General features: G+C 72.6%; 9 protein-coding genes. 4 read left to right on the forward strand and 5 right to left on the reverse strand.

Annotation, left to right across the window (positions count from 1 at the left end):
* Positions 1-33: 33 nt before the first annotated feature.
* Entirely contained in the window at positions 34-2964 is a 2931-nt protein-coding gene (locus tag WMF26_RS19610) for a molybdopterin oxidoreductase family protein (protein ID WP_438001565.1), read from the reverse strand.
* 534 nt (positions 2965-3498) lie between these two features.
* Between WMF26_RS19610 and WMF26_RS19615 the strand changes: the two genes are divergently transcribed.
* From WMF26_RS19615 to WMF26_RS19630, 4 genes are read left to right on the forward strand one after another with little or no spacing between them, the layout of a single operon-like run.
* Positions 3499-5742: a bifunctional alpha,alpha-trehalose-phosphate synthase (UDP-forming)/trehalose-phosphatase gene (locus tag WMF26_RS19615; protein ID WP_438001566.1), complete on the forward strand. Its 2244-nt coding sequence runs from the start codon at positions 3499-3501 to the stop codon at positions 5740-5742.
* Entirely contained in the window at positions 5739-7448 is a 1710-nt protein-coding gene (locus WMF26_RS19620) for a DUF389 domain-containing protein (RefSeq protein WP_438001567.1), read from the forward strand. Before WMF26_RS19615 ends, WMF26_RS19620 begins: the two co-directional genes overlap by 4 nt.
* Before the next feature lie 39 nt (positions 7449-7487).
* Positions 7488-8201: a hypothetical protein gene (locus tag WMF26_RS19625; RefSeq protein ID WP_438001568.1), complete on the forward strand. Its 714-nt coding sequence runs from the start codon at positions 7488-7490 to the stop codon at positions 8199-8201.
* Positions 8120-8536, forward strand: a complete 417-nt coding sequence (locus WMF26_RS19630; RefSeq protein ID WP_061614382.1) for a nuclear transport factor 2 family protein — start codon at positions 8120-8122, stop codon at positions 8534-8536. Before WMF26_RS19625 ends, WMF26_RS19630 begins: the two co-directional genes overlap by 82 nt.
* 46 nt (positions 8537-8582) lie before the next feature.
* Here WMF26_RS19630 and WMF26_RS19635 read toward each other — a convergent pair whose 3' ends face one another.
* The 4 genes from WMF26_RS19635 to WMF26_RS19650 all read right to left on the reverse strand — a co-directional run bounded on the left by WMF26_RS19635 (position 8583) and on the right by WMF26_RS19650 (position 24120).
* The gene (locus WMF26_RS19635; RefSeq protein ID WP_438001569.1) at positions 8583-12773 is read right to left on the reverse strand and encodes an ATP-binding protein; all 4191 of its coding nucleotides are present in this window, start codon (positions 12771-12773) and stop codon (positions 8583-8585) included.
* Positions 12774-12919: 146 nt separating this feature from the next.
* The gene (locus WMF26_RS19640) at positions 12920-13318 is read right to left on the reverse strand and encodes a nuclear transport factor 2 family protein (RefSeq protein ID WP_438001570.1); all 399 of its coding nucleotides are present in this window, start codon (positions 13316-13318) and stop codon (positions 12920-12922) included.
* Positions 13319-13430: 112 nt separating this feature from the next.
* The gene (locus WMF26_RS19645) at positions 13431-18902 is read right to left on the reverse strand and encodes an SDR family NAD(P)-dependent oxidoreductase (protein ID WP_438001571.1); all 5472 of its coding nucleotides are present in this window, start codon (positions 18900-18902) and stop codon (positions 13431-13433) included.
* Entirely contained in the window at positions 18889-24120 is a 5232-nt protein-coding gene (locus WMF26_RS19650; protein WP_438001572.1) for an amino acid adenylation domain-containing protein, read from the reverse strand. The genes WMF26_RS19645 and WMF26_RS19650 overlap by 14 nt, the downstream gene beginning before the upstream one ends.
* Positions 24121-24755: the final 635 nt, after the last annotated feature.

A 24755-nucleotide genomic window follows, 5' to 3' on the forward strand; every position in this document is an offset into this window, starting at 1 on the left:
CCGCCCCGCGCGCGGCCTTGCGGGCGCGCCGGCTCAGAACGGGACGCCCAGGACCTGCGGCGCGTGCGCGCCGACCTGGGTGAGGAGCCACGCCTGCTGGCGGTGCGTGTTCTCCTCGATGCGGTCGCAGCTCGCCATGAGCGGGCGGTCGAGCAGCATCATGGCCGTCTTCTTCACGGCGACGAGCGTGATGTGCAGGTCGGCCGCGAGCACGTAGAGCTCGTGCAGCCCGCGGAGCTGCCCGAGCTTGCCCTCTCTGGCCCGGTTCAGGCGGATCTTCTCCGGCAGCGAGCCAAGCTCGTTCGCGTCGCCCGCCGGCGGGGCGGGGTTGTACGGGCGCGCCGCCGGCTCCAGCCACGAGAGCGACCGCCGCGAGAGCTCCTGCAAGCGCGAGAGCCCCATCGACAGCTCGCCCTCGTTGAGCTCGTGCGCGGAGGCGGCGTCGCACGCCGCGATGAACCGCTCGTGGGCCAGCCGGAGCAGGCCGAGGTAGTCGCCCAGGCGCTGCCGCTCCGCGGTGTCGCCGGAAGGGCGCGCGATCGCCGACGCGACCGCCGAGGCCGCGGCGCCGGCGCGCGCGACCGCCCGCTCCGCCGCGCCGGCGATCTTCGCGGCGGCGCTGCGCGCGGCGCTCACCTTCTGCAGCCTGGCCGCCGCGAACTTCACGGCCGGCTGTTTGCTCACCGGGTCCCACGTCGTCATCGTCAGCTCGTTCGCGGCCCGAGGGCGCCCGTCCGGCTCGGCCCCGTCCGTCCCCTCCTCGTCCCAGTATCCGTAATGGAACGGGATGAACAGGTGCCCTGGGAGGATATCCCCGATCCTCGCCGCCCCGCGCACCCGGCCGCGGCGGGTCACGACGTCGACCATCTCTCCCTCGCTCACGTCCATGCGCGCGGCGTCCTCGGCGCTCATCTGCACGAACACGTCCGGGGCCGCCGCCTGCAGCACCGGCGACCGTCCGGTCTTCGTTCGCGTGTGAAAATGGTAAACGAGCCGCCCGGTCGTCACCCACAACGGGTACTCGTCGTCGGGCGACTCCGGTGGAGCGAACCAGTCGGCGGCCTTGAGGATCGCGCGGCCCGCCGGGTCGTTGGCCGAGTATTCCTCGCGCGAGACCGCCGCGCCGGTCTCGATGTCGTGCCCGTAGCTCCCGCACGCGTCGGCGCCGGTCGGGAAGCGCAGATCCGTATACAGCCGCTCGGTCCCGTCGGGGTGCGCGTCGTTCACCGGCCACTGGATGCCTGAGCCGCCGGTGAGCCTTGCATAGGTCAGGCCGCTGTAATCGCAGTTCTGGCCCTTGGTGCACGCGCGCCACGCGTCGAACGCGCCCTCGGGCGTGTCCCACGGGATCAGCGGCCGACCGTCCTTGTCGGTGAACCCCATGCGGCGCGCGAAATCCACGAAGACATCCATGTCCGGCCGCGCCTCGCCGGGCGGGTCGACGGCCTTGTACGAGATGTGCACCGTCCGATCGGCGTTCGTGAACGTGCCGGTCTTCTCCCCCCAGATCGCGCTCGGCAGCACCAGGTCCGCGAACCGCGTCGTCTCGGTCGGGAAGGCGTCCTGGACGACGACGAAGAGATCCTCCTTCGCCAGCGTCTTGCGGATGCGGGGCAGGTTGGGCACCGAGACAGCCGGGTTCGTGCCGATGATCCAGAGCATCCGGATCGACCCCTGCTCGGCCAGGCGGAACAGCTGCGTGCAGTGGGTGTGGGGCGCGAACGTGGGGATCACGTCCGGCTCGACGTTCCACACGCGCGCGAGGTCGGCCACGTGCGCCGGGTTGTTCATGTTGCGGAACCCCGGGAACTCGCCGTCCGCGCCGGTCTCGCGGGTGTTCTGGGCCGTCGGCTGGCCGTTCGACTGGATCACGCCGCAGCCGGGTTTGCCGATCATGCCGCGGATCAGGACGAGGTTGTTGACCTGGCACGCCGCGGCCGTGGCCTCGTGCGCCTGATAGACGCCCTGGAGCACGGTGGCCAGGAGCCGCTCGCTCGTCCCGAGCAGGCGGGCCGCGGCGTTCAGCTGGTCCACGGGGACGCCGGTGATCTCGGTGACGCGCCGGGGCGGATAGGCCGCGACCTTCTCCCGGAGCACCTCGAACCCGACCGTGTGCGCATCGATGAACGGCTGATCCACATGCCCGTTCTGGATCAGCAGGTGCATGAGCCCGTTGAGCAGCGCCACGTTCGTGCCGAGGCGCGGGGTCAGGTGGACGTCGGCCTCCCGGGCGGTGTCGGTGGTCCGCGGGTCGATCACGACGAGCCTGGGCGGGTTCGGGCCCCGGCGGCGATCGAGGATGCGCATCCACGACACGGTCTGCGTCGCGGCGATGTTGTGGCCGACGTGCAGGATGCAGTCGGCGACGTCGAGGTCCCGGTAGCTGGACGGCTGCCCGTCGCGGCCGAACGTCTCGCGGAGCGAGCTGCCGGCGGTGGCGGTGCACAGCCGCGTGTTCCCGTCGATATGGTTCGTGCGGAGCCCGGCGTGGGCGATGACGCTGAGCGTGTAATAGTCCTCGATGAAGAGCTGCCCGCTGTTGTAGATGGCGACCGCGCCGGGCGTGTACCGCGCGACCACGTCCCTGCACCGGCGGGTCATGAGAGCCATCGCCTCGTCCCACGTGGCCTCGCGGAACGCGTCGCCGGGCTTCTTGCCGGTGCGGATCAGCGGCCGGGTCAGCCGGTCGGGGCTGTTGTTCGCGACCCAGCCGTGGAGCCCCTTCGGGCCCAGCCGGCCGTGGTTCACGACGTCCTGGGCCCGGCCGCGGACGCCGACGATCCTGTTCCCCTTGACGCCGATATCGAGCCCGCACCCGTTCGTGCACAGCACGCAGCAGGACTGGACCCATCGCTCCGGCTCCTCCTGGGTCTGCTCGTCGACCCGCGCCGGCCACTGATGCTCGCCGAAGTACGGCGTCCGCTCGCCCCACGGGCTCGTCACGCTGTTCCGTGTCTGGGCCATGCTTGGACTCCTTCCATGTCGCCAGCGTGGGCCCCATGTCGCCAGCGTGGGCCATGTCGCCAGCGTGGGCCATGTCGCCAGCGTGGGTATCCGTGGCGGGTGGCGTAGCAGGGGCGCGGTGGGGTGCCAGCTTCGATGCACCGCCTCGATACCGCGCGATCGAACAGACATCCTCGAGCGAGTCGCGCCTGACAGGATGCGCCTGACCTCCATCGGCGCCCGACGCGCCGCGACACGCCTGCGCGGCGAGGTGAGAGGTGGACGACCGATCGGCGCGCGCGGCCGTCCGGCGCGCCGGATCAGCTTGCGCGACGCCGCGCGATATGTTTTGAGTTCAAAGTATTCGCTCAGCCACGCGCGCCCGCGGCGGACCCCGCGGTGGGCGTCGCGCCCTGTTCGTTTTCGGCGGTACGCGGCCTCGCGCGAGGCGCGCGGCTCGTCCCGGCGCCGGCGCGCCTCGCGCCCGGCCGACGAGGGCGGCGCCGCGCCTCGCGCCCGGCGAGCGGCCTCGTCACCGCAGAGGAGGGGAATTCCATGGCCCGACTGCTCATCGTCTCGAACCGTCTCCCGATCAGCGTGCGCGTCGATCGCGGGGCGCTCTCCCTCACGCGCTCCTCGGGCGGCCTCGCCGCCGCGATGCGCGGCCCGCACGAGCGCCACTGCGCGGTCTGGATCGGGTGGCCCGGCAGCGTCGCGAGCCTCTCCCCCGAGCAGCGGCAGGACGCCGACGCGGCGCTCGCCGGGATGCGCGCCGTGCCGGTGCACCTCGGCGCCGCGGAGCAGCACCGCTTCTACGACGGCTTCTCGAACGGCGTCCTCTGGCCCCTGTTCCACTACCTGCTCGACAAGGTGAACCTCGACGCCGAGCTCGACTGGGAGGCCTACCAGCGCGTCAACGAGCACTTCGCCGACGTCGTCGCCGCGCAGTACACGCCGGGCGACGCGATCTGGGTGCACGACTACCAGCTCCTGCTCCTCCCGGCGCTCCTCCGGCGGCGCCTCCCCGGGGCGCGGATCGGCTTCTTCCTCCACGTCCCGTTCCCGTCCGCCGAGGTCTTCCGCATCCTCCCGTGGCGCGAGCAGATCGTGCGGGGCCTGCTCGGCGCCGACCTGATCGGCTTCCACACGGCCGGCTTCCGCCGGAATTTCGCCGCGTCGGCGGCGCACGTGCTCGGCGTCGAGCCGGGCGAGGCGGCGATCGAGCACGACGGGCGCGCGGTCGCCCTGGGGGTCCACCCCATCAGCATCGACGCCGCGGAGATCGAGCGGCTCGCGGGCCACCCCGGCGTCCGGGAGGAGGCGGCGCGCATCCGCGCCGAGGCGCGCGGCCGCAAGATCGTGCTCGGGATCGACCGGCTCGACTACACGAAGGGGATCCCGCGCCGCCTGCTCGCGATCGAGCGGTTCCTCGAGCGCGAGCCGGAGCTGCGCGATCACGTCCGCTTCCTCCAGCTCGCGGTGCCCACGCGCGAGTCGGCCGGCGCGTACGCCGACTTCCGGCGGCTCGTCCACGAGATGGTCGGCCGCATCAACGGCAAGTACGGCACGACGTACGCGACGCCGATCCACTACATGCACCGCTCGCTGCCGTTCGAGCAGGTGGTCGCCCTCTACCTCGCCGCCGACGTGATGCTGGTCACCCCGCTGCGCGACGGCATGAACCTCGTCGCGAAGGAGTACGCCGCCGCGCGGATCGACGACGACGGCGCCCTGATCCTGAGCGAGTTCGCGGGCGCGTCCTCCGAGCTCGCGGAGGCGATCTCCGTCAACCCGTACGACATCGGCTCGGTCGCCGCCGCCGTGAAGCAGGCGATCGCCATGCCGCTCGCCGAGCAGCGGCTCCGGATGGCGGCGCTGCGCCGCCGCGTGGCCACGCACGACGTGCACACCTGGGCGCAGACGTTCCTCGACGATCTCGACCGCGCCGCGCCAGCGGCGCCCGCGGTGGCCCCCCCGTCGCGCCGGGGGATGCCCGAGAGCGTCGTCGAGAGCGTCCGCCGGGCGCCGCAGCGCGTGTGGATCCTCGACTACGACGGCACGCTGGTCCCGTTCGCGCCGGTGCCCGACCTCGCCGCGCCGGACGAGGAGCTGCTCGCGCTGCTCCGGGCGCTGTCCGAGCGCGACCGCGTGCACGTCGTGAGCGGCCGCCGGCGCGCCGACATCGAGCGCTGGCTCGGCGCGCTGCCGCTCCACCTCCACGCCGAGCACGGCTTCTGGTCTCGGCCCAAGGCGAGCGACGACTGGGTCGCGCTCGAGCCGGACGCCGCCGCCTGGAAGGGCGAGGTGCGGAAGATCCTCGAGGACGTCACCCGGCGCACCCCGGGCACCTTCATCGAGGAGAAGACGGTGACCCTGGCCTGGCACTACCGCACGGCCGAGCCCGAGCTGGCGAGCCAGCACGTCCGCGAGCTCTGCGCGCGCCTCGAGGCGCGCATCCCCATGGATGCGCTGGAGCTGCTCGCCGGCGCGAAGGTGATCGAGGTCCGGCCGCGCGGCGTGCACAAGGGCAGGGTGGTGCCGCTCATCCTGGACGACGTGCCGGCGAGGGCGGCGGTGATCGCGATCGGCGACGACCGCACGGACGAGGACATCTTCGCGGCGCTGCCGCCGTCCGCGTGCACCATCCACGTCGGCAACGCGAGCAGCCGCGCCGCCTACCGGCTGCCCGACGCCGGCGCGGTGCGGCGCCTCCTGCGCGTGGTCCACGCGGGGCTGGACGCGGGCCGCGCGGGGCTGGACGCGGGCCGCGCGGGGCGGGGCGCCGGGGTCGTGGCTTGACGCACGCCGCGTGGGGGGCGCTCCAGGACCGCATCGCGGCCGCGTTCGGGATCGAGCCCGAGGCGCGCGAGGCCATCGTCCGGAGCATGCTGGAGCGGAGCGCCAAGGGGTCGGCGGGCTACTGGCTCCAGCTCTTCCTCGCCATGGGCATCGCCTCGCTCGGGCTCGTCCTCGGCAGCGGCGCGGTCGTCATCGGCGCGATGCTGATCTCGCCGCTCATGGGGCCCATCGTCGAGCTCGGGATGGGCCTCGCCATCGGCTCGCCGTTCCTGGCGCTGCGCTCTTTCACCCGCGTCGCCTTCAGCGTCGTCATGGTCGTGACGAGCGCCGCGGCGCTCACCCTGACGCTGCCGTTCTACGAGGTGACGTCGGAGATCGCCGCGCGCACCTCGCCGACCGCGCTCGATCTGCTCATCGCGATCTTCTGCGCGATCGCGGCCGCCTACACCACCGTGCGGCCCGGCTCGGACACGACCTCGACCGCCGCGGGCACGGCCATCGGCATCGCGCTCGTGCCCCCGCTCTGCGTCGTCGGCTACGGGATCGGCACGCGGGTGAAGAGCATCGCCAGCGGCGCCGCGCTGCTCTTCACGGCGAACCTCTGCGCGATCCTCCTGTTCGCCATCCTCTGCTTTTTGCTCCTCGGCTACAGCGCCGTCAGCACCGCGGAGCTCGAGCACGCGGAGCTCGCGAAGCAGAAGCCGGGGGCGATCCGCCGCGTGGCGCGCGCGCTGCAGGTCTTCTTCGAGCTCCGCCACGGGTGGATCTTCCGCGTGATGATGCCGCTCGCGCTCCTCGGGGCCGTGTACCTCCCGCTCCGGGAGGCGCTCGCGCGGGTGTCGTGGCAGGTGCGCGTCCGCACGGCGATCGTGCGCATGCTGGACGCGCTGCCGCAGAGCACGGTGCGGTCGAGCGTCACCGTCGACCACGGCAGCGTCGCCGTGCGCCTCGTGCTGCTCGGCCGGGCCGACGAGGCGGAGCGGCTCGAGCGCGATCTGCGCGATCGGATCGCCGTCGTCGCGGGCGTCACCCCGAAGGTCGACGTCATCGCGGTGCTCGACGCGAGCGCGCTGGAGGAGGTGGCGGCCTCGGTCCGGGCGAGCTCGGCGCCCATCGACGTGGCGCCCAAGGAGCCGGAGCTCGCGCTCGTCCAGCGGGAGCTCGCCGCGTCGCTCGGGGGCGCGTGGCCGCACGCGGCGGGGCCGCTCGTCGCGTGGCGGCTCCGGTTCCCGGACAACGAGCCGGCCGTCGTGGAGGTCGTGCACGTCGGCCCGGCGCTCGGCGCCCCGGCGGCCGACCTGCTCGGGCGCGCTCTGTCGCGGGAGCTCGGCGCGGAGGTGGCGGTGCAGGACCGCGCCATCGCGCCCGAGCCGATCGTCGCCGAGCCGGAGGGCGGGTGGCCCTGGCTCCAGGAAGCCCGGCCCGCGCTCGCCTGGCTGGACGACGTGGAGGCGCTGCACGGCTGCGTCGAGGTGCCGCCGAGCCCCGGGGAGAAGGCGAGCGGGGAAGTCGAGGCGGTCCTCGCGGCGCTGCGGTCGCTGCCGGCCCTCCGCTCGGATCGGGTGCACGTCCGCGAAGGGGCGCGGTGGCGGGCGGTCGTCTCGACCGTGCCGTGCGCGCCGCCGGAGCCCGTGCCGGCCGACGCCGCGGTGGGGGCCGACGCCGCGGCGGGGGCCGACGCCGCGGCGGACGCCGGCGCGCGCTGAACGCTCTTCGGCCTGCTGGAGGGGCGGACATCCAGGTACATGCCCGCTGCCCTGCTGATGCTCGCGGCGCTCCAGCTCATGGCGGCGCTCCCGTTCGCGGCGTACGGGCCGCAGGAGGCGCGCGCCGCCGAGGCCTCCGCCGCGCCGGACGCGCGCGCCCGCGCGCTGTACTGGCCCATGGTGGCCATGGGCGCGGGCGCCTTCCTGGTGATGAGCCTCCTCATGGTGCCGACGCCGCTCCAGATGTGCGGCGTCGAGCAGCGCTCGGTCCAGCAGGCGAGCTGGGTGATCCAGGTGCACCTCCTGAGCATGTACCTGCCCTCGCTCTCGGTCGGCGCCCTCCTGAAGCGGATGTCGATCGCGCAGCTGCAGGGCGTGGGGCTGCTGTTCCTGCTCGTGGGGTTTCTGGTCAGCTGGGTTCCGGGGTTCGAGGGGGCACCTGGTCGGCTGGCGCTGGTCGGGGTCGTGTGGTGTTACGTGTTCGTGACCGCGACGACCCTTGTCGCGCGCAGCCGCCCGGGCTCCGAGCGCTTTCGCGCGCAGGGCGTCGCGCGTCGCCTCCGGGGTGCTGTATGCTCGGCCGAGATCAGGCTCGGATCGGTACGGGAGCAGCGGAGCGCATGGAGTCCTCGGAGAGAGAGCCGGCAAGTCCAGAAGATTCGGTTCGCCAGATGCTCGTCGAGTTCGCGCGCGCCTTCGAGCGAGGCGACGTGGACGCGTTATGCGACATGTTCGTACGTGACGATGCCCTGATCTTCTACGGCACACACGACAAGCTGCACTTCACGCGCTGGGCCGAGATCGAGGCCTCGTTCCGGCGGCAGAGCGAGATCCTGAAGGACCTCGTGTGCAGGATCACCGGCGATGTCCAGGTGCGTCTGCTGGCCGGGGGAGCGGCCGCCTGCGCCGGGACGGCCGGCTTCGGTATCCACGCCACCATGGGCGGCGTGCGCTTCGACCTGCCCGCGCTCCGACTGACCTGCACGGTGGAGCGCCACGGGGATCACTGGCGGTTCGTGCAGCTCCACCTCTCCGTGTCGGACAGGCCGTTCCTCGACAGCGTGGGCCACGTGCTCGAGAGCGCCTGAACGCCGCGCCGCCACACCACGCCGGTGCGGCGGCGCGGCCCGCGCCTCACGTGGGGACGTCGCTCGACTCCGCCAGATCCCGGAGCGCCCTCTCGCTCCGGCGCAGCGCCTCCTCGGTCCGCTGGACCTTCAGCGCCTCCTGCTCCAGCTCGCCGCGGAGCACGGTGTTCTGCAGCGACAGCGCGGCCAGGAACTCGAGGAGCGGCAGCCGGCGCAGGATGAACGCGCCGTGGACCAGCCGGTTCTCCAGGTAGAGGAGGCCGCCCACCTCGCCGGGGTTCTTCATGAGCGGCATGCACAGCACCGACTTCGGCCGCTCGCGCACGAGGTACTCGTCCCCGGCGAAGGCGCCGCTCGCCCCGACGTCGCTGAGCACCACCCGCTCCCGCGTCCGCTCGACATAGTTGACGATCGACGCCGGGACGCGGGTCGCGAGCGGCGCCGTGCTCCGCTCGTACACGCGGATGCTGATGCCGTCGCGGTCCACCACGGCCTCGGCGGCGAGCCGCAGGCCGTCCCCGATGAGCAGGAGACAGCACCGCTCCGCCCCCTCGTGCTCGACGACGAGCCGCATGAGCGACTCCATCATCTCCTTCGGCGTCATGTCGCTCGAGAGCGACCGCGAGACCTTCACCGCGGTCTGCGCGTCGATGGCCTCCGCCGCCATCGTCATGACGCCGCTGCTCGTCGCGCGGCGCTGCTCCTGGTTCAGGACGAGCGCATGCCGCTGCTCGAGCTGCCTCACCTTCTCGCTCGCGCCCCAGCGCGAGTACGACGCCACCGCCTCCCGCAGGTAGAGCCCCGGCAGGCCGCTGTAGCCGCGATCCAGGTAGAACCGGGCGGCGAGCTCGCTCGCGAGCGCCTCCTGGTGGATGAACCGGGACTCGCGGAAGGCCACGATCGCCTTATCGTAGAGCGCCGCGGCCTCGTCGTGCCTGCCGTCGACGCGCGCGCGCTCCGCCGCTACGAGCGCGTGTTTGCCGGCGAAGTTGTCGGGGCAACTCTCGGCCCAGACGCGCAGCTGCTCCTCGTGGCCGGCGAGCGACCGCCGGAGCCCGGCCTGCTCCTCGGCCGGGGCCCCGGAGAAGCGGGCCGCCCGGGCGAGGGCGCCGAAGTAGTGGTACTCGGCCGAGAACAACATCCCGTTGCCCCCCGAGATGTTGCGCTCCGCCTTCTCCGCGGCCAGGGCCGCCTCGTCGGGGTTGGAGGCCAGGAGGTGCTGCGCGGTCTTCATCACGTAATGGACGAGCCGCACGCTCGGGAAGCTCTCCTTCTCGAGGCGGTCCTCGAACGCCTGCTCGTCAAAGTCGTCCGCGCTCATCGTGCCGAGGTGGCGCGTGGCGCCCCTCATCGCCTGGACCAGGCGCAGCATGCTCGTCACCGCGTCCGCGGCGAACGTGATCTTCGCCTTCGTCGCGTAGTCGAGCGCGCTCACCGCGACCTTGTACGCCTCCTCGAGCGGGTCGCCCCGCACGATCACGTTCAGGGTGAGCTGGATGTTGCTGAAGCTCCCCCACGTCAGGTTCCCGACCTCGTTCGCGGCCTGGATGCTCACGCGCTGGCAGGCGATCCCGGTGTCGATGTGGCGCGTCCAGACCGAGATCAGACAGCCATAGAGGTTGGCCACCTCGGGCTTGTAGACGAGCGCGTTCATCTTCTCGGTCAGCTCGTAGCCCACCCTGCCGATCCGGTCGCCGTCCTGGTACGCGCCGAGCTTCTGGCAGAGCGCCTTGCCGAGGCACGTGTACCCGATGCCGGTCGGCTCCGCGTTGCCGTGGAGCAGGCTGAGCCGGACCATCTGGCAGACCAGGAGGTCGTTGAGGTTCGGATCGGTGTAGAAGGTCGAGGCGTACATCACGGCCATCACGCCCATCGCCGCGAGCATCGGCGGCGCCGTCATCCTCGGCTGGCCGAGGATCTCGTCGGCCGTGTGATCGCGGAGCGCGTCGCGCAGCGCCGTGATCTCCGCGACAACCTCCTCGTCGGCCGGCTGCCTCCCGAGCTTGATGCCGAGCAGCGCGAGGCACTCCAGCCCGACGCCGATGCACGCGTCGTGCTCGGACCGGGCCATGTGGTTCTGCATCAGGACGCGGTAGGCCGCCGCCTTGTCGAGCTGCGTGCGCGCGCGCTCGAGGAGCATCGAGCAGAGGTCGATGGACCGATCGAACTCCCCGTTCACGCACGCGCTCTCGGCGAGATCGAGGTGCAGCGCGAAGGCGAGCAGATCGTCGGCTCCCGCCCAGTCGTCCTCCCCGATCAGCGCGCAGCCCGCGGCGAAGTAGGCCACCGCGGAGCCGTAGGCCCCGGAGGCCCTCGCCTTCCTGCCGGCGCGGAGGTTCAGCTCGGCCGTCCTGCGCCGCTCGCCCGGATCGGTGATGAAGGAGGCGCCGATGTTCAGCTGGTTCGTGATCTCGAACAGCCGGTCCTCCAGCGCCTCCTCCGGCGTCTGGACGAGCAGCAGGCGCCCGATGCGCAGGTGCGTCGAGGCGTGGTTGCCCTCGCGGATGAGCAGGTACGCGGCCTGCTGCACGCGGTCGTGGAGGAACTTGTACGTGCTGCCTCGGCGCGCCACGAGCCCCTCGCGGATGGCCGGGGAGATGGCGGCGTGCGTCGTCTCGGTCGACTCGCCGTACATGGCCGAGAGGACCTCGGCGTCGAAGCGGGCGCCGAGGCACGCGGCGAGGGAGAGGACCCGCTGCGTCTCGCCGTCCAGCCGCCTGAGGCGGCCCAGCACCAGGTCGACGACGTTGTCGGTCAGGTTCTGCGCGGCGATGGCCTCGATGTTCCAGCACCAGACGGCGCTCACGGGATCGACCCAGACCAGCTTCTGGCGATAGAGCTCCGTCAGGAACTGGCCCACGAAGAACGGGTTGCCGCCCGTCCTCTGGACGAGGAGCCTGGTGAGCTGAGCCCCCAGCTCGTCCTCGCAGCGGAAGGTGTCCATGACGAGCTCGAGGACGTTCTCGTGCGGGAGCGGGTCGAGGCTGAGCGTCGAGACGCGCGCGCCCGTGGCGTGGATCTGCCGGAGCACCTCCATGAGCGGGTGCGACGGGGTCACCTCGTTGTCGCGGTACGCCCCGATCACGAGCAGGTGCCGCTTCTCGGGCGCCGCGATGACGTCGCGGATGAGCCTCAGGCTGGCGGGATCTGCCCACTGCAGGTCGTCCACGAACAGCACGAGCGGGTGCCGCTTGCGCGCGACCACGCCGAGGAACGCATGGAACACGCGGACGAAGCGGCTGCGCGCCTCGTTCGGCGCGAGCGGCGGCACCGGCGGCTGCTCGCCGAGGATCAGCGAGAGCTGCGGGATGATGTCGATGATGACCCGCCCCTCCTCGCCGAGCGCGTCGCTCAACCGGTGCTTCCACCCCGCGAGCGACTGCGGGCTCTCCGTCAGGATCTGCCGGACGAGCTCCCCGAACGCCTGGGCGATCGTGCGGTAGGGGATGTCGCGCTGGAGCTGATCGAACTTCCCGGAGATGAACGCTCCGCGCTCGCGGACGATGGGCGCCTGCACCTCCTTCACGAGCGAGGTCTTCCCGACGCCCGAGTACCCGGCGACGAGCACGAGCTCGGCCGTGCCCGTGGCGACCACACGCTCGAACGCCTTGAGCAGGATCGCGCGCTCGCGCCTCCTGCCGTAGATCTTCGTCGGGAGCTGCAGCCGGTCCGGGATGTCGGCCGTCCCGAGCGGGAACGAGTCGATCATCCCGAGCTCCTCCAGCTCGGTCTGGCACATGAGGAGATCCGACCAGAGCCCGCGGGTGGTCTGATAACGCTCCTCCGGAGACTTCGCGAGGAGCTTCATCACGATCTCGGAGACGATCCGGGGCACGTCATGCACCAGCTCCGCGAGCGGCACAGGGGCCCTCGCGATGTGGGCGTGCGCCCACGCGGGCGCGTCCTCGGCGTCGAGCGGCAGCTTGCCGGAGAGCAGCTCGTACAGCGTGACGCCGAGCGAGTAGAGATCGGCGCGCTCGTCGATCGGCCAGTCGACGCGGCCCGTCCGCTCCGGCGCGATGTAGGGCAGCGACTCCGGGTTGATCTTCGTCTCGTCGGAGAGGCCGAGATCGCCGCGCACCACGGCCAGCCCACCGTCGAGCGACACCTCCCCGCTCTCCGGGTGCACGGAGAGGTTCGCGGGGCGGATGTCCAGGTGAAGGGTGCCTGACTTATGAAGTTTCGACAGCGCAGATGCGATCTGCACCGCGTGCGTGAGGAACCGGCGAAGATCCATGAGAGCCCTGGTGATCGTCGATAGGACGACCCTGAGTGGACGGTACTCGAAGCAGGATCCCTGTCAACGTTTTCTCCGGCCTCGCCGGCGAGGCGCCGGCCGCCGGAGCGCTTCGACGCGGTCGACGCGGTCGGCGCGGACGTCGATCACGACGCGTCATGGATCCTCGTCGTGTGGTGCACGAGGGCTTTCCATTCACCGCCCTTGAACTCCCAGACCGCGGTGAAGGCGATGGTGTTATCGAGCTTGACACCGCCCTTGAGCTCGGCGCGCGAGCGGTAGACGCCGCTCACGATAGCGACGTCCCCGCCGACGATACGCACGTCGCACTGCCGGAGCTCCTGCGTGTACGTCAACATGCTGTCGACGAGCTTCAGGTACTCGTCCTTGCCGCGCTGCACTCCGTTGTAATCGACGTACCGCCAGCCTTCGGCCAGGTGGCGATCGAGGAAGCCGTAGTCCTTGACGGCCCCCACCGCCTTCGTCCACGCCTTGAGGAGCGCGACGTGCTCCTCTCTCGCCTGCTCCGCGGTGATCTTCGACATTCTCCACCTCCGCCGCGCGCCCTGGCCGCACTCGAGCCCGCGCGACCGCGCGGGGGGCGCCGCCGTCGCCGCTCCACACCATGGTAAAGAGCCTGCCGGCCGGGCGTCAACATCAGCCCTGATGTCCCGCCGCCTCGAGGGCCGCGCGCAGATGATCGGCCATGACTTGCACGTTCGGCGGCAAATTCATGGTGATGTGATTGCCAGGGACCTCGTGGACAGTGAGCTGGCCCTGGATCAAATCGCGCCATCCCCGCGCCGGGTTGTTCACGGTCATGGCGTCGCGCTCGCTCGCCTCGAAGAAGAGCACGTCACCCGGGTAGGGGCGGGGGACATAGCGCAGCATCGCCTGCAGGTTGGCGGTGACGATCTTGCGGAACGTGGCGAGCTCCTGGAGCGCCAGCTTCGGGAACATCCGGGAGACACCCTTCTTGCGCTGGAGCACGTGGAGCAGCTGCTCGTCCGGGGAGAGGTGCCGGATCTCCTCCGCGGGGACGGGGAGACTCGCATCGCCGCTGATCAGGTAGGCGAGGCGCTCGGGGGTGTCGAGATCCTCGGGGAACACCGCCGAGGGCGCGGGCGTGTCGATCATCATGAGAAGCGCGACGCGCTCGCCCCCGGAGATGAGCTGGTGCGCCATCTCGAAGGCGACGACCCCGCCGAAGGACGACCCGCCGAGCACGTAGGGGCCCTCCGGCTGGATGTGCCGCCGTACCGCCTCGAGGTAGCGCGCGGCCATCTCCTCGACGCGGGTCAAGGGCGGCGCCTTGCCTTCGATGCCCTGCGCCTGCAGCCCGTACACGGGCTGCGCCGGGTCCAGGCAGGTGGCGAGATCGTGGTAGAAGTAAACGTGCCCTCCGACCGGGTGCATCAGGAAGAGCGGCCGCCCGGTGCCGGGCTTGATCCGCACGAGCGACGCGGGCAAGAGGCGCGCGGGAGAGCGCCTCGACAGCGAGGTGGATGAGGGCGAGTCGGACTGCGCGATGAGCTCGGCCAGGGCCGCCACGGTCGGCGCGTTGAGCAGGCTGTGGCCGGGGAGATCCATGTTCACGACGCTGCGCAGCCGGGAGATGAGCTGGACGGCGAGCAGCGAGTCGCCGCCGAGCGCGAAGAAGTCGTCGTGGACGCCGATCCGCTCGATGCCGAACAGCTTCTCCCACGTCTCGGCGACGGCGCGCTCCAGCGGATCGCGCGGCGCCACGTAGGCCGTACCGAGGTCGGGCCGCGGGTGGACCGATCTCGGGATGCCCTCGGACTCGACGTCCCGCGAGGGCGGCGCGTTCGAGCCGGGCGCGCTCGAGCTGGCCGCGGCGCGCTGCCTGGCCTGCGCTTCCCGCTTCAGGACCAGGACGTGGGGCGTGGGGCTCGTGAGGACGCGCATCCACGCGTCGAGCGCCTCGTCGCGCGAGAGCCCCTCCTCCGCGGAGGCCGGACCGCCGTCGCTCGACGCGGGCGCAGGTTCGAGCTCCTTGCCGCGCGAGGTGTCCTTCTGCTGCCACGGGTCCCACTCGATCGCGATCGTGAGCGGGCCGTCCCCGGCGGCCCGCCGCTGCGCGAAGGCGCCGAGGAAGGCGGTCGCGGCGCACTGGCCCGCGAGGCCCGCCCCGCGGGCGCCCGCGGTCCGCGCGGCGCACAACGCGACGAAATCGGGCCGGAGCCCCCGGAGCGCCTCGTCGAGGACGAGCGCGCCGTCGACCTTCGGGGCGAGCAGCGCCTCGCCCTCCTCGCGCGTCATGCGGTGGAGGGGCACGGCGCGGCCGGCGCCCGCCGCGTGGACGACGCCGTCGATCCGCCCGAAGCGCTGGAGCGCCTCGGCCACGGCGCGCTGCATGTCGTCGAGCCGCGTGACGTCGGCCGTCACGAGGAGCACCTCGGCGCCGAGCCGCTCCATCTCGAGCACCGCGCCGACCTTGCGGCGCAGCGCTGCGGGGGCGCCCGCGCCGGAAACGCCCGCGCCGGCGAGGCCGCCCCACGCCTCCCGGGGCGGGAGCGCCGTCCGGCCCGTGAGCACGAGCTTCGCGCGCGCGACCTTCGCGAGGTGCTCCGCGAGGGCGGAGCCGACGGCCCCGAGCCCGCCGGCGATCAGGTAGACGCCGCCCTCCTTGAGGCGCGGCGGCAGGCCCTCGGCGCGGTCCATGCGCGCGGGCTCGAAGATCCGGACCCAGCGCTCGCCGCTCCGGTAGGCGATGACGGGCTCGGTCTGCTCCAGCGTGACCTCGGCGAGGAGCTGGTCGATGAGCCTCGCCTCCTGGAGCGTCCGCGGCTCCGGCAGGTCGATGTCGACGCTGATGCACGAGACGTTCGGGTACGCCCTGGGGATGGCCTCGCACGGGCCGAGCAGCGTGGCCTTCTCGGGGCAGAGCACCGACGCGTCGGTCACCTTCTGCATGTGGCTCGTCACGACGCCGAGCCGCACCTCGTCGCGAATCCCCGCGTCGCCGATCCCCTGGGCCAGCGCGACGAGGCTGGCGAACCCGAGCCGCTGGGCCTCCGCGAGGCGGCCGGCGTCGAGCGGCGCGCGCGCGGGCTTGGTCACGCCCCACAGGAACATGATGCGCGAGGGGGACACGCCCGCCGCGCGCAGCGCGCCGAAGAGGGACGCGTGGTCCGCGCGGCTCGCGGGGGCGACGGTGAACTCGCCCTCGCCCGTCTCGGCGAAGCCCTCGCCCGGCCGCACGGTGATGACCTTGTAGCCGTCCCGGCGGAGCCGCATCTCCATCCGGGCGCCCAGCCCGTAGCTGTCGGCGAAGACGACGCAGCACTGCGCCCTGGCCGGCCGGGCCGACGCCTTCATCGACCCCGACAGCACCGAGCGCTTCCAGGCCAGGAGGTGGAGCAGGCCGGCCGGCTCCGGCGCGCTGCGCGCCGGCCGGCGCGCGGCGCTCGAGGCGGCGGGCGCGGGCGGGTCGATCCAGTACCGCTTCCGCTCGAACGGGTAGGTCGGCAGGGGCACGCGCCGGCGGGGCTCGTGGGTGTAGAAGCCCGACCAGTCGACGCGGACGCCGGAGAGCCAGAGCTGGCCCAGCGTCTCCAGCAGGAACCCGATGTCGGACTGGCGGTGGTGGACGTGCCGGATCGACGAGAGCATCACCCGGCGGGCGCCCCGCGCGGGGTGCTGCTTGGCCAGGGTCGCGAGCACCCGGCCCGGGCCGACCTCGAGCAGGGCGCGCGTCGGATCGGCGAGCACCTCGCCGAGCCCCGCCATGAAGCGCACCGGCTCGCGCACGTGCCTCGCCCAGTACCCGGGGTCCTGCGCGTCGGCCGCGGACAGCCAGGTGCCGGTGACGTTCGACGCGATCGGGATCTTCGGGGCGCTCGGGCGCGCGCGGGCCACGATCGCGGTGAACGACGCGAGCATCGGCTCCATCATCCGGGAGTGGAACGCGTGCGACGTCTGGAGGCGCGTGCACTCCAGCTCGCGCTCGGCGAAGAGCCGGTCGGAGAGCGCCTCGACGGCGTCCTCGGGCCCGGCCACGACGCAGGCGGCCGGCCCGTTGACGGCCGCGAGCGAGAGCGCGCCGCCCCCCTCGTCGAGCAGCGGCTGCACCTCGGCCTCGGGCAGCGGGACCGCGAGCATCGCGCCCGGCGGCATCTCCTGCATCAGCTTGCCCCGCCGGGCGACGATCTTCAGCGCGTCCTCCAGCGAGAAGACGCCCGCGAGGCAGGCCGCGACGTACTCGCCGAGGCTGTGGCCGATCATCGCCGCGGGCCGGATGCCCCACTCCATCCAGAGCGTGGCGAGCGCGTACTCGATCACGAAGAGCGCGGGCTGGGCGAAGCGCGTCTGCTTGAGCAGCTCCGCGGCCGCCGCCTCCCGCCCCGGGGGCGGGTAGATCACCTCGCGGAGATCGAACCCGAGCTCGGGCTGGAGCATGGCCGCGCAGAGATCGACGCCGGCGCAGAACGTGGGCTCCCGCTCGTACAGCTCCCGCGCCATGCCGGCGTACTGCGTGCCCTGCCCCGGGAACATGAGGACGACCGGGCGATCGATGGCCTCCTCGACGTGCGCGAGGACCCGCCGCTCCCCGAGCGTCGACAGCAGGCTCACCGCCTCGTCTGCGTCGTTGCAGACGAGCATGCGCCGGTGCGGGAACGTCTTGCGGCCGACCTGGAGCGTGAACGCGACGTCCGGCAGGCTGACGTCCGGGTGCGCCTTGAGGTACCCGACGAGGTTCTCGGTGATCGTGTCGAGCGCGGTCCTCGTGCGGGCGGAGAGCAGGAGGAGCTGCCAGGACCGCCCGCCGGGCGCCGCCGCCGCGTGGGGCGCCTCCTCGAGGATGGCGTGGGCGTTGGTGCCGCCGATGCCGAACGAGCTCACGCCGGCGCGGCGGGGCCCGTCGCCGGGCTCCCAGTCCGCGAGCGCCGCGTTGACGTAGAACGGGCTGTTCGCGAAGTCGATCTCCGGGTTCGGCGTCTTGAAGTGCAGGCTGGCCGGGATCTGCCGGTGGCGGAGCGCCTGCACGACCTTGATCACGCCGGTGATGCCGGCGGCGACGTCGAGGTGCCCGACGTTCGGCTTGACCGAGCCGAGCGCGCACCAGCCCTTGCGCTGGCCGCGGGACCGGGCGCGGAACGCCCGGGTGAGCGCCGCGACCTCGATGGGATCCCCGAGGCGCGTGCCGGTGCCGTGGGCCTCCACGTAGCTGATCGTCTCGGGATCGGTGTTCGCCATCGCCAGGGCCTGCGCGATGACCTGCGCCTGCCCCTCCACGCCCGGCGCGGTGAACCCGATCTTGCCCGAGCCGTCGTTGTTGACGGCCGAGCCCCGGATCACCGCCTCGATGTGATCGCCGCTGTCGAGGGCGTCCTCGAGCCGGCGCAGCACGATGACGCCCGCGCCGTTGCCGACCACCGTCCCCTGCGCCTCGGCGTCGAACGCGCGGCAGCGCCCGTCGGGCGAGAGGATCATACCGTGCCGGTACAGGTAACCCGACCGCGTGGGGACGTTGATGGCCACGCCGCCGGCCAGCGCCATGTCGCACTGGTAGGTGAGCAGCGCCTGGCAGGCCATGTGGACGGCCACGAGCGAGGTGGAACAGGCGGTCTGGACCGCGACGCTCGGCCCGCGGAGGTTCAGCTTGTACGAGGTCCGCGTGGGCAGGAAGTCCTTGTCGTTGGCGACGTAGACTTGATAGTCCATCGCCTTCCTGAGCTCGTGGTTCGGGTAAAGGTTGCTCAGGAAGTACGTGTCGTGGCCGCTCGCGCCCGCGTAGACGCCGATGGTCCCCTTGAACGCCTCGGGGTTGTACCCGGCGTGCTCGAGCGCCTCCCACGCGCACTCCAGGAAGAAGCGGTGCTGCGGATCCAGGATCTCGGCCTCTCGCGGGGTCATCCCGAAGAAGGCCGCGTCGAACCACTCCACCTCGTCGAGCACGGCCCGCGCGCGGACGTAGCTCGGGTCCGAGGCCACCTCCGGGGGCACGCCCGCCGCGGCGAGATCCTGATCCGAGAGCGCCGCGATCGACTCGACCCCATCGCGCAGGTTCTGCCAGAAGGTGTCGACGCTCCTCGCGCCCGGGAAGCGGCCGGCCATCCCGATGATCGCGATTTGGTCCTCCGGGACGGGTTGATCAAGTGGATCCATTCTGTCTGCTCTTGGCTGCCTGCTTCTTTCGTTTCAGGATCTCTCGCTGTTTCAGCGCCCGGGCGTTGGCCTCCGAGAGGTCGCTCCCGCCGCCGCTGCCGCTCGCGAGGAACGCGGCGAGATCGGTGACCGTCGGGCGCGCGAACACATCGACGATGGAGAGATCGCTGCCGAACGACTCCCGGACGCGCTCGTGGAGGCGCATCAGGAGCAGCGAGTGGCCGCCCAGATCAAAGAAGTTGTCCTGCACGCTCACGCGCTCGATGCCGAGGACGTCCTGCCATATCGCGGTGAGCCGCTCCTCGAGCGAGCTCCGCGGCGCCACCATGGGCGCGCTCTCGGGGCGGAGCTCGACGGGGGCCGGCAGGGCGCGGCGGTCCACCTTGCCGTTGCCCGTGAGGGGCAGCGCGTCGAGCAGCACGATGGCCGAGGGGTGCATGTAGTCGGGCAGCCGCCGCTGCGCGTGATCGCGGATCGCACGCTCGAGCCCGCCGGTCGGATCCGCCATGAACGGGCGCGCGCGGGCCCCGGCTTGCGCGGGCGGCGCCGCGGCCCTGCCGCCGTGCGGGACGACGTACGCCACGAGGCGCCGGTCGCCCGAGCGCGCCGGCTGCGCCACCACGACCACCTCGCGCACGGCCGGGTGCTCGCCGAGGACCACCTCGATCTCGCCGAGCTCGATCCGGTAACCGCGGACCTTGACCTGCTGATCCATGCGGCCGAGGAACTCGAGCTGCCCGTCCGGCATCAGGCGGACGCGATCGCCGGTCCGGTACAGCCGCCCTCCCGGCTCGCCGCCGATGGGATCGTGGATGAACCGCTCCGCGGTGAGCTCCGGCAGATCGAGGTAGCCGCGCGCGAGGCCCTCTCCGCCGATGCAGAGCTCCCCGGGGACGCCGGCCGGGACCTCGTTGAGATCCCGGTCGAGCACGTGCACCCTCGTGCCGGGGATCGGGCTTCCGATGGGCACCGTGTGGCCGACCGGGCGCTCCACCGCGGCGCAGCAGGCGAACGTCGCGGCCTCCGTGGGCCCGTAGCCGTTGATCATCCGGCACCCCGGGAGCTCGGCGAGGACCCGGTTGACGTGCTGCGGGGACAGGACGTCCCCCCCGGCCACGATCTGGCGCAGGCCGCGCAGCGCCGTGATCCGCTCGTCCACGAGGAGGTGGAAGACGCCGGCGGTGAGCCACACCGTGGTCACCCCGTGCTGCCGGATCACGCGATCCAGGTCGTCGAGCGACGCGGGCGCGGGGGGCATGACGACCAGCCGGCCGCCGTTGAGGAGCGCGCCCCAGATCTCGAACTGCGACGTGTCGAAGGAGATCGACGCGAGCTGCAGGAAGACCTCGTCCGGCGCGAAGCGCGCGTACGTCGTGCCCTTGACGAGCCGGGCCACGCCCCGGTGCGGCACGGCCACGCCCTTGGGCCGGCCGGTGGAGCCCGACGTGTACATGACATAGGCGAGTTGGTCCGGCGTCGTCAGCTCCGTCGGGTTGTCGTCGCGCGCCCGGCCGATCTCCTCGGGATCCGCGTCCAGGCAGAGGACGCGCGCGCGGCACCCCGGCAGCACCGCGCCGACGCGCACCTGGGTGAGCATCACGCGGACCCGGGCCTGCTCCAGCATGAACGCGAGGCGCTCGGTGGGGTAGGTCGGATCCAGGGGCACGAAGGCGAGGCCCGCCTTCAGCACGCCGAGGAGCGCGACGATCATCTCGATCGACCGGTACATGCACACGGCCACGCGGTCTTCGGGCGCGAGGGCGCCCTCGTCGGTGCGCGCGAGGGCCCCCTCGTCGGGGCCGGGCGCGGCCCCGGGCCCCGGCGCCCCCGGCGCGCGGAGGCCGAGCAGGGTGTGCGCGAGCTGGTTGGCCCGCCGGTTCAGCTCCCGGTAGGTGAGCGACGTGACGTTGCCCGCGCCGTCGTCGAAGACGACCGCGACGGCCTCGGGAGAGCGCTCGACCTGGGCCTCGAAGAGGCGGTGAATGCACGCGTCCGACCCGGGGCCGGCCGGGGCGGTGCCCCACGCGCGGAGCGCGCTCCGCTCCTCGGGCGTGAGCAGCGGCAGCGCCGAGAGGCGCAGATCGACGTCGCGCGACGCGCCCTCGAGCAGGGCCTCGTAGTGGCCCGCCATCCGCTCGATGGTGCGGGCGTCGAACAGCGCGGTGCTGTACTCGATGCGCCCGATGATGCCATCCTCGCGCTCGTCGAGCTCCAGCATCAGGTCGAACTTGGACGCGCCCGTGTCCACGTCGAGCTGGCTCAGGGTCCAGCCCGGATCGAGCGCCGGCACGGGCGGCTCCAGCACGAAGGCGACCTGGAACAGCGGGTTCTGGCCGGGGACCCGCTTCGGCTGGAGCGCCTGCACGACGCTGGCGAACGGCACGTCCTGGTGCGAGAGCGCGGCCTGGCTCACCGCTCGCACGCGCCCGAGCAGCTGCCGGAACGTCGGGTCGCCGCGCAGGTCGGTGCGCAGCACGAGCGTGTTCAGGAAGAAGCCGAGGAGGTCCTCGGTCTCCGGCGGGTGGCGGCACGACGCGGACGTGCCCACGACGACCTCGTCCTGCCGCGCGTACCGGTAGAGCATCGCCTTGAAGGCCGAGAGCAGGACCACGAAGAGCGTGACGCCCTGCTCCCTGGCCAGCGCCTTCAGCCGGAGCGTGAGCTCCCGCGACAGGGCGACGCAGTGGCGGGCCCCCGCGAGGCTCGGGGCGGCCGGGCGCGGCCTGTCGGTCGGCAGCTCCAGGGTGGGCAGGTCGGCGAGCTGTCGCCTCCAGTAATCGAGCTGCGGCTGGAGGGCGCCGCTCAGCTGCTGCTCCCGCTGCCAGACCGCGTAATCGGCGTAGTGGATCGCGCGCTCGGGCAGCGGCGACGGCCTGCCCGCGGCGAACGCCTGGTAGAGCGCGTGGAGCTCCCTCGGGAGCGCGTCGAAGATGGAGACTCCATCCATCAGGATGTGGTGCACCACCACGAACAGCACGTGGTCGGCCTCGTCGAGCCGGACCAGCGTGGCCCGGAGCAGCGGGCCGCGGGCGAGATCGAACGGGCGCCGGGCCTCGTCTGTGGCGAGCGCGACGGCGCGCCCCCACCGCGCTTCAGCCGATAGCGCCGGCAGCGCGGTCAGCTCGACGACCGGCAGATCGAGCGGCGCCGGGGGCAGGATCTGCTGCACGGGCTCGCCGCCGACGACCGCGACGACGCTCCTCAGGATCTCGTGGCGCCTGAGGAGCTCGTCGAGGGCGCGCCCCAGGACCGGGACGTCGAGGGGCCCGCGGAGGCGCAGGGAGAACGGCTCGTTGTAGAACAGCGCGCCCGGGTGGAGCGAGGCGTGGAGCCAGATCTGCCGCTGCCCGTGCGAGAGGGGGATGGGCCGGTCGCGCGGCGCAGGCCGGATGGCCGCGGCGGCCGGGCGCTGCTTCGGCCGGGGGAGCGACTCCACGAGCTCGGCCAGCGCGGCGACCGTGGGGGCGTCGCACAGGCTCTGCAGGGAGAGCTCGACGCCGAGCGCGCGGCGCAGCCGCGACAGCACCCGCGCGGCGAGCAGCGAGTGCGCCCCGAGGTCGAAGACGTCGTCGTGGACGCCGAGGTGCTCGATCCCGAGCGCCTCGGCCCACGCCGCGGCGATCGCCGCCTCGATCTGGTTGCGCGGCGCGAGGGGCTCGCCGTCGCCGCGATCGGGCCGGGCGGCGTCCGGCGGCGGCAGGGCCGCGCGGTCCACCTTCCCGCTGGGGCCGAGCGGCAGCGCGTCGAGCAGCACGAACGTCGACGGGATCATGACCTCGGGGAGGCTCTCGCGGAGGAAGCTGCGCAGCGCGGGCACGACGGCCCGGGGGGCGGCCGGGGGCGCGTCCGGCGCGTCCGGGCGCGCGACGACGTAGGCGACGAGGCGGCCCTCGCTGGCGACGGCCACCGCCGCGCGGACGGCGGGGTGGCGCCCAAGCGCGGCCTCGACCTCGCCGAGCTCGACGCGGTGGCCGCGGATCTTCACCTGCTGGTCGACGCGCCCGAGGAAGGCGAGATCGCCGCCGGGCAGGCGGCGCACCACGTCCCCCGTGCGGTAGAGCCGGGCCTCCGGGGTGGAGCTGAACGGATCGGGGACGAACCGCGCCGCCGTGAGCTCGGGCCGTCCCAGGTAGCCCCGGGCCAGCCCGGGTCCACCGAGGTAGAGCTCGCCGGCCTCGCCGTCCGGGACCGGGCGCATGGCATCGTCGAGCACGTAGCAGCGCGCGTTCCTGATCGGCCGGCCGATGGAGAGGGGCTCGCCGGGGTCCCGAACCGGGTCGAGCCCGTCGGCCATCGTGGCGCACACGGTGAACTCGGTGGGACCGTAGGCGTTGATGAACCTGCGCCCCTGCGCCCAGCGCGCGGCGAGGTCGGCCGGGCAGGTCTCGCCGGCGACGATGAGGGTCCGGAGCGCGGGCAGCGAGCGCTCCGCGCCCTCGGGGAAGGCGGCGAGCGCGGAGGGGGGGAAGGTCGCGATCGACACCTCCTCCGCGCGCATCCGATCGAGCAGCGCGGGCCCGGGGATCATCTCGGCCTGCGCCCCCATCACCAGGGTGCCTCCCCGGGCGAGCGTCATCGCGATCTCCCAGACCGACGCATCGAAGCTGAGGGACGCGAACTGGAGCACGCGGCAGCCCGGCGCCACGTCGAATCGCTCGGCCAGCGCGCGGGTGAGGTTGGTGAGGCCGCGGTGCGTCAGCAGCGTGCCCTTGGGCCTGCCGGTCGAGCCCGACGTGTAGATGACGTAGGCGAGGTCGTCGGGGCCCGTGGTGTCCGGCGGGTCCTCGCCGCTGAAGCCCGCGGTCAGATCGCGATCGCCGTCCAGGAGGACCACGCGCGCCCCGTGGCGCGGCAGCGACGGGAGCAGCCGCGCCTGGGTGAGCAGGACGGGCGCCCCGGCGTCCTCGAGCATGAAGGCGACCCGCTCCCGCGGGTACGCGGGGTCGACAGGGACATAGGCGCCGCCGGCCTTGAGCGCCGCGAGCAGCCCGATGAGCGCCTCCAGGGAGCGCTCGGCGCAGAGCGCGACGAGGACGTCGCGGCCGACGCCCAGGCTCCTCAGGTGGTGCGCGAGCTGGTTCGCGCGGCGATTCAGCTCCTGATAGGTGAGCCGGTCAGGGCCGAAGGATGCGGCCACGACGCCGGGCGTGCGCCCGGCCTGGAGCTCGAACGATCGGTGAATGCTGGCGTCCTCGGAGCTGAAGTCGTGATAGGTCATGTCGTGTGTGGTGGCAGGAGTCTCTTCAGGGGCAGAACATCAGCCGCCGTGTGCGAGCCCGAGCAGCGACGCGAGGGCGTCACGCATCTCGTTCAGAACCGTCCCAGGAGCACCGGAGTGAGCTCCAGGGCGGCAGCCGGTGACACGGGCGCGCCCCCGACGTTTCAGGGGCGCGGTCGGCACGGATACCATGCTGCATCACACTGGTACTCACGCGTCGATGGGCGAGTCCATCGACGCCGTGGCAGGGTGACGGTCCACAATTCAAGGCTATTCGCAGCGCAGCCGATTACACACAACCGCGGAATGAAGGTCAAGCGGGACGTACGGCTTTTTTCGGCGTGGAGGGGCATGTGGTCGCGGCGCTGCGTCATGAGGCGATCGCTCCCGGCCGGCAGTCGTGGCCCGCGTGGCCCGCGTGGCCCGCGACGACCGCGCCGGGCTCGCACACCGCGACGGAGCCCGCCGCGAACGAGGCGTCGGGAGCACTCGTAATCAGGTGGTGCTCGACGATGTCCCGATTGCCGATCGTACGGGTTTCATGAATCGAACACCGCCGATCTTCAGAGGTCGCCGAGAGGGGCTGTCGAGCGTCCGCCCCGGCCCCGACCGCACCGAGACATCCCTCGCGCGGA

The organism is Sorangium sp. So ce185, from assembly GCF_051526825.1.
Lineage (GTDB): Bacteria > Myxococcota_A > Polyangia > Polyangiales > Polyangiaceae > Sorangium > Sorangium cellulosum_D.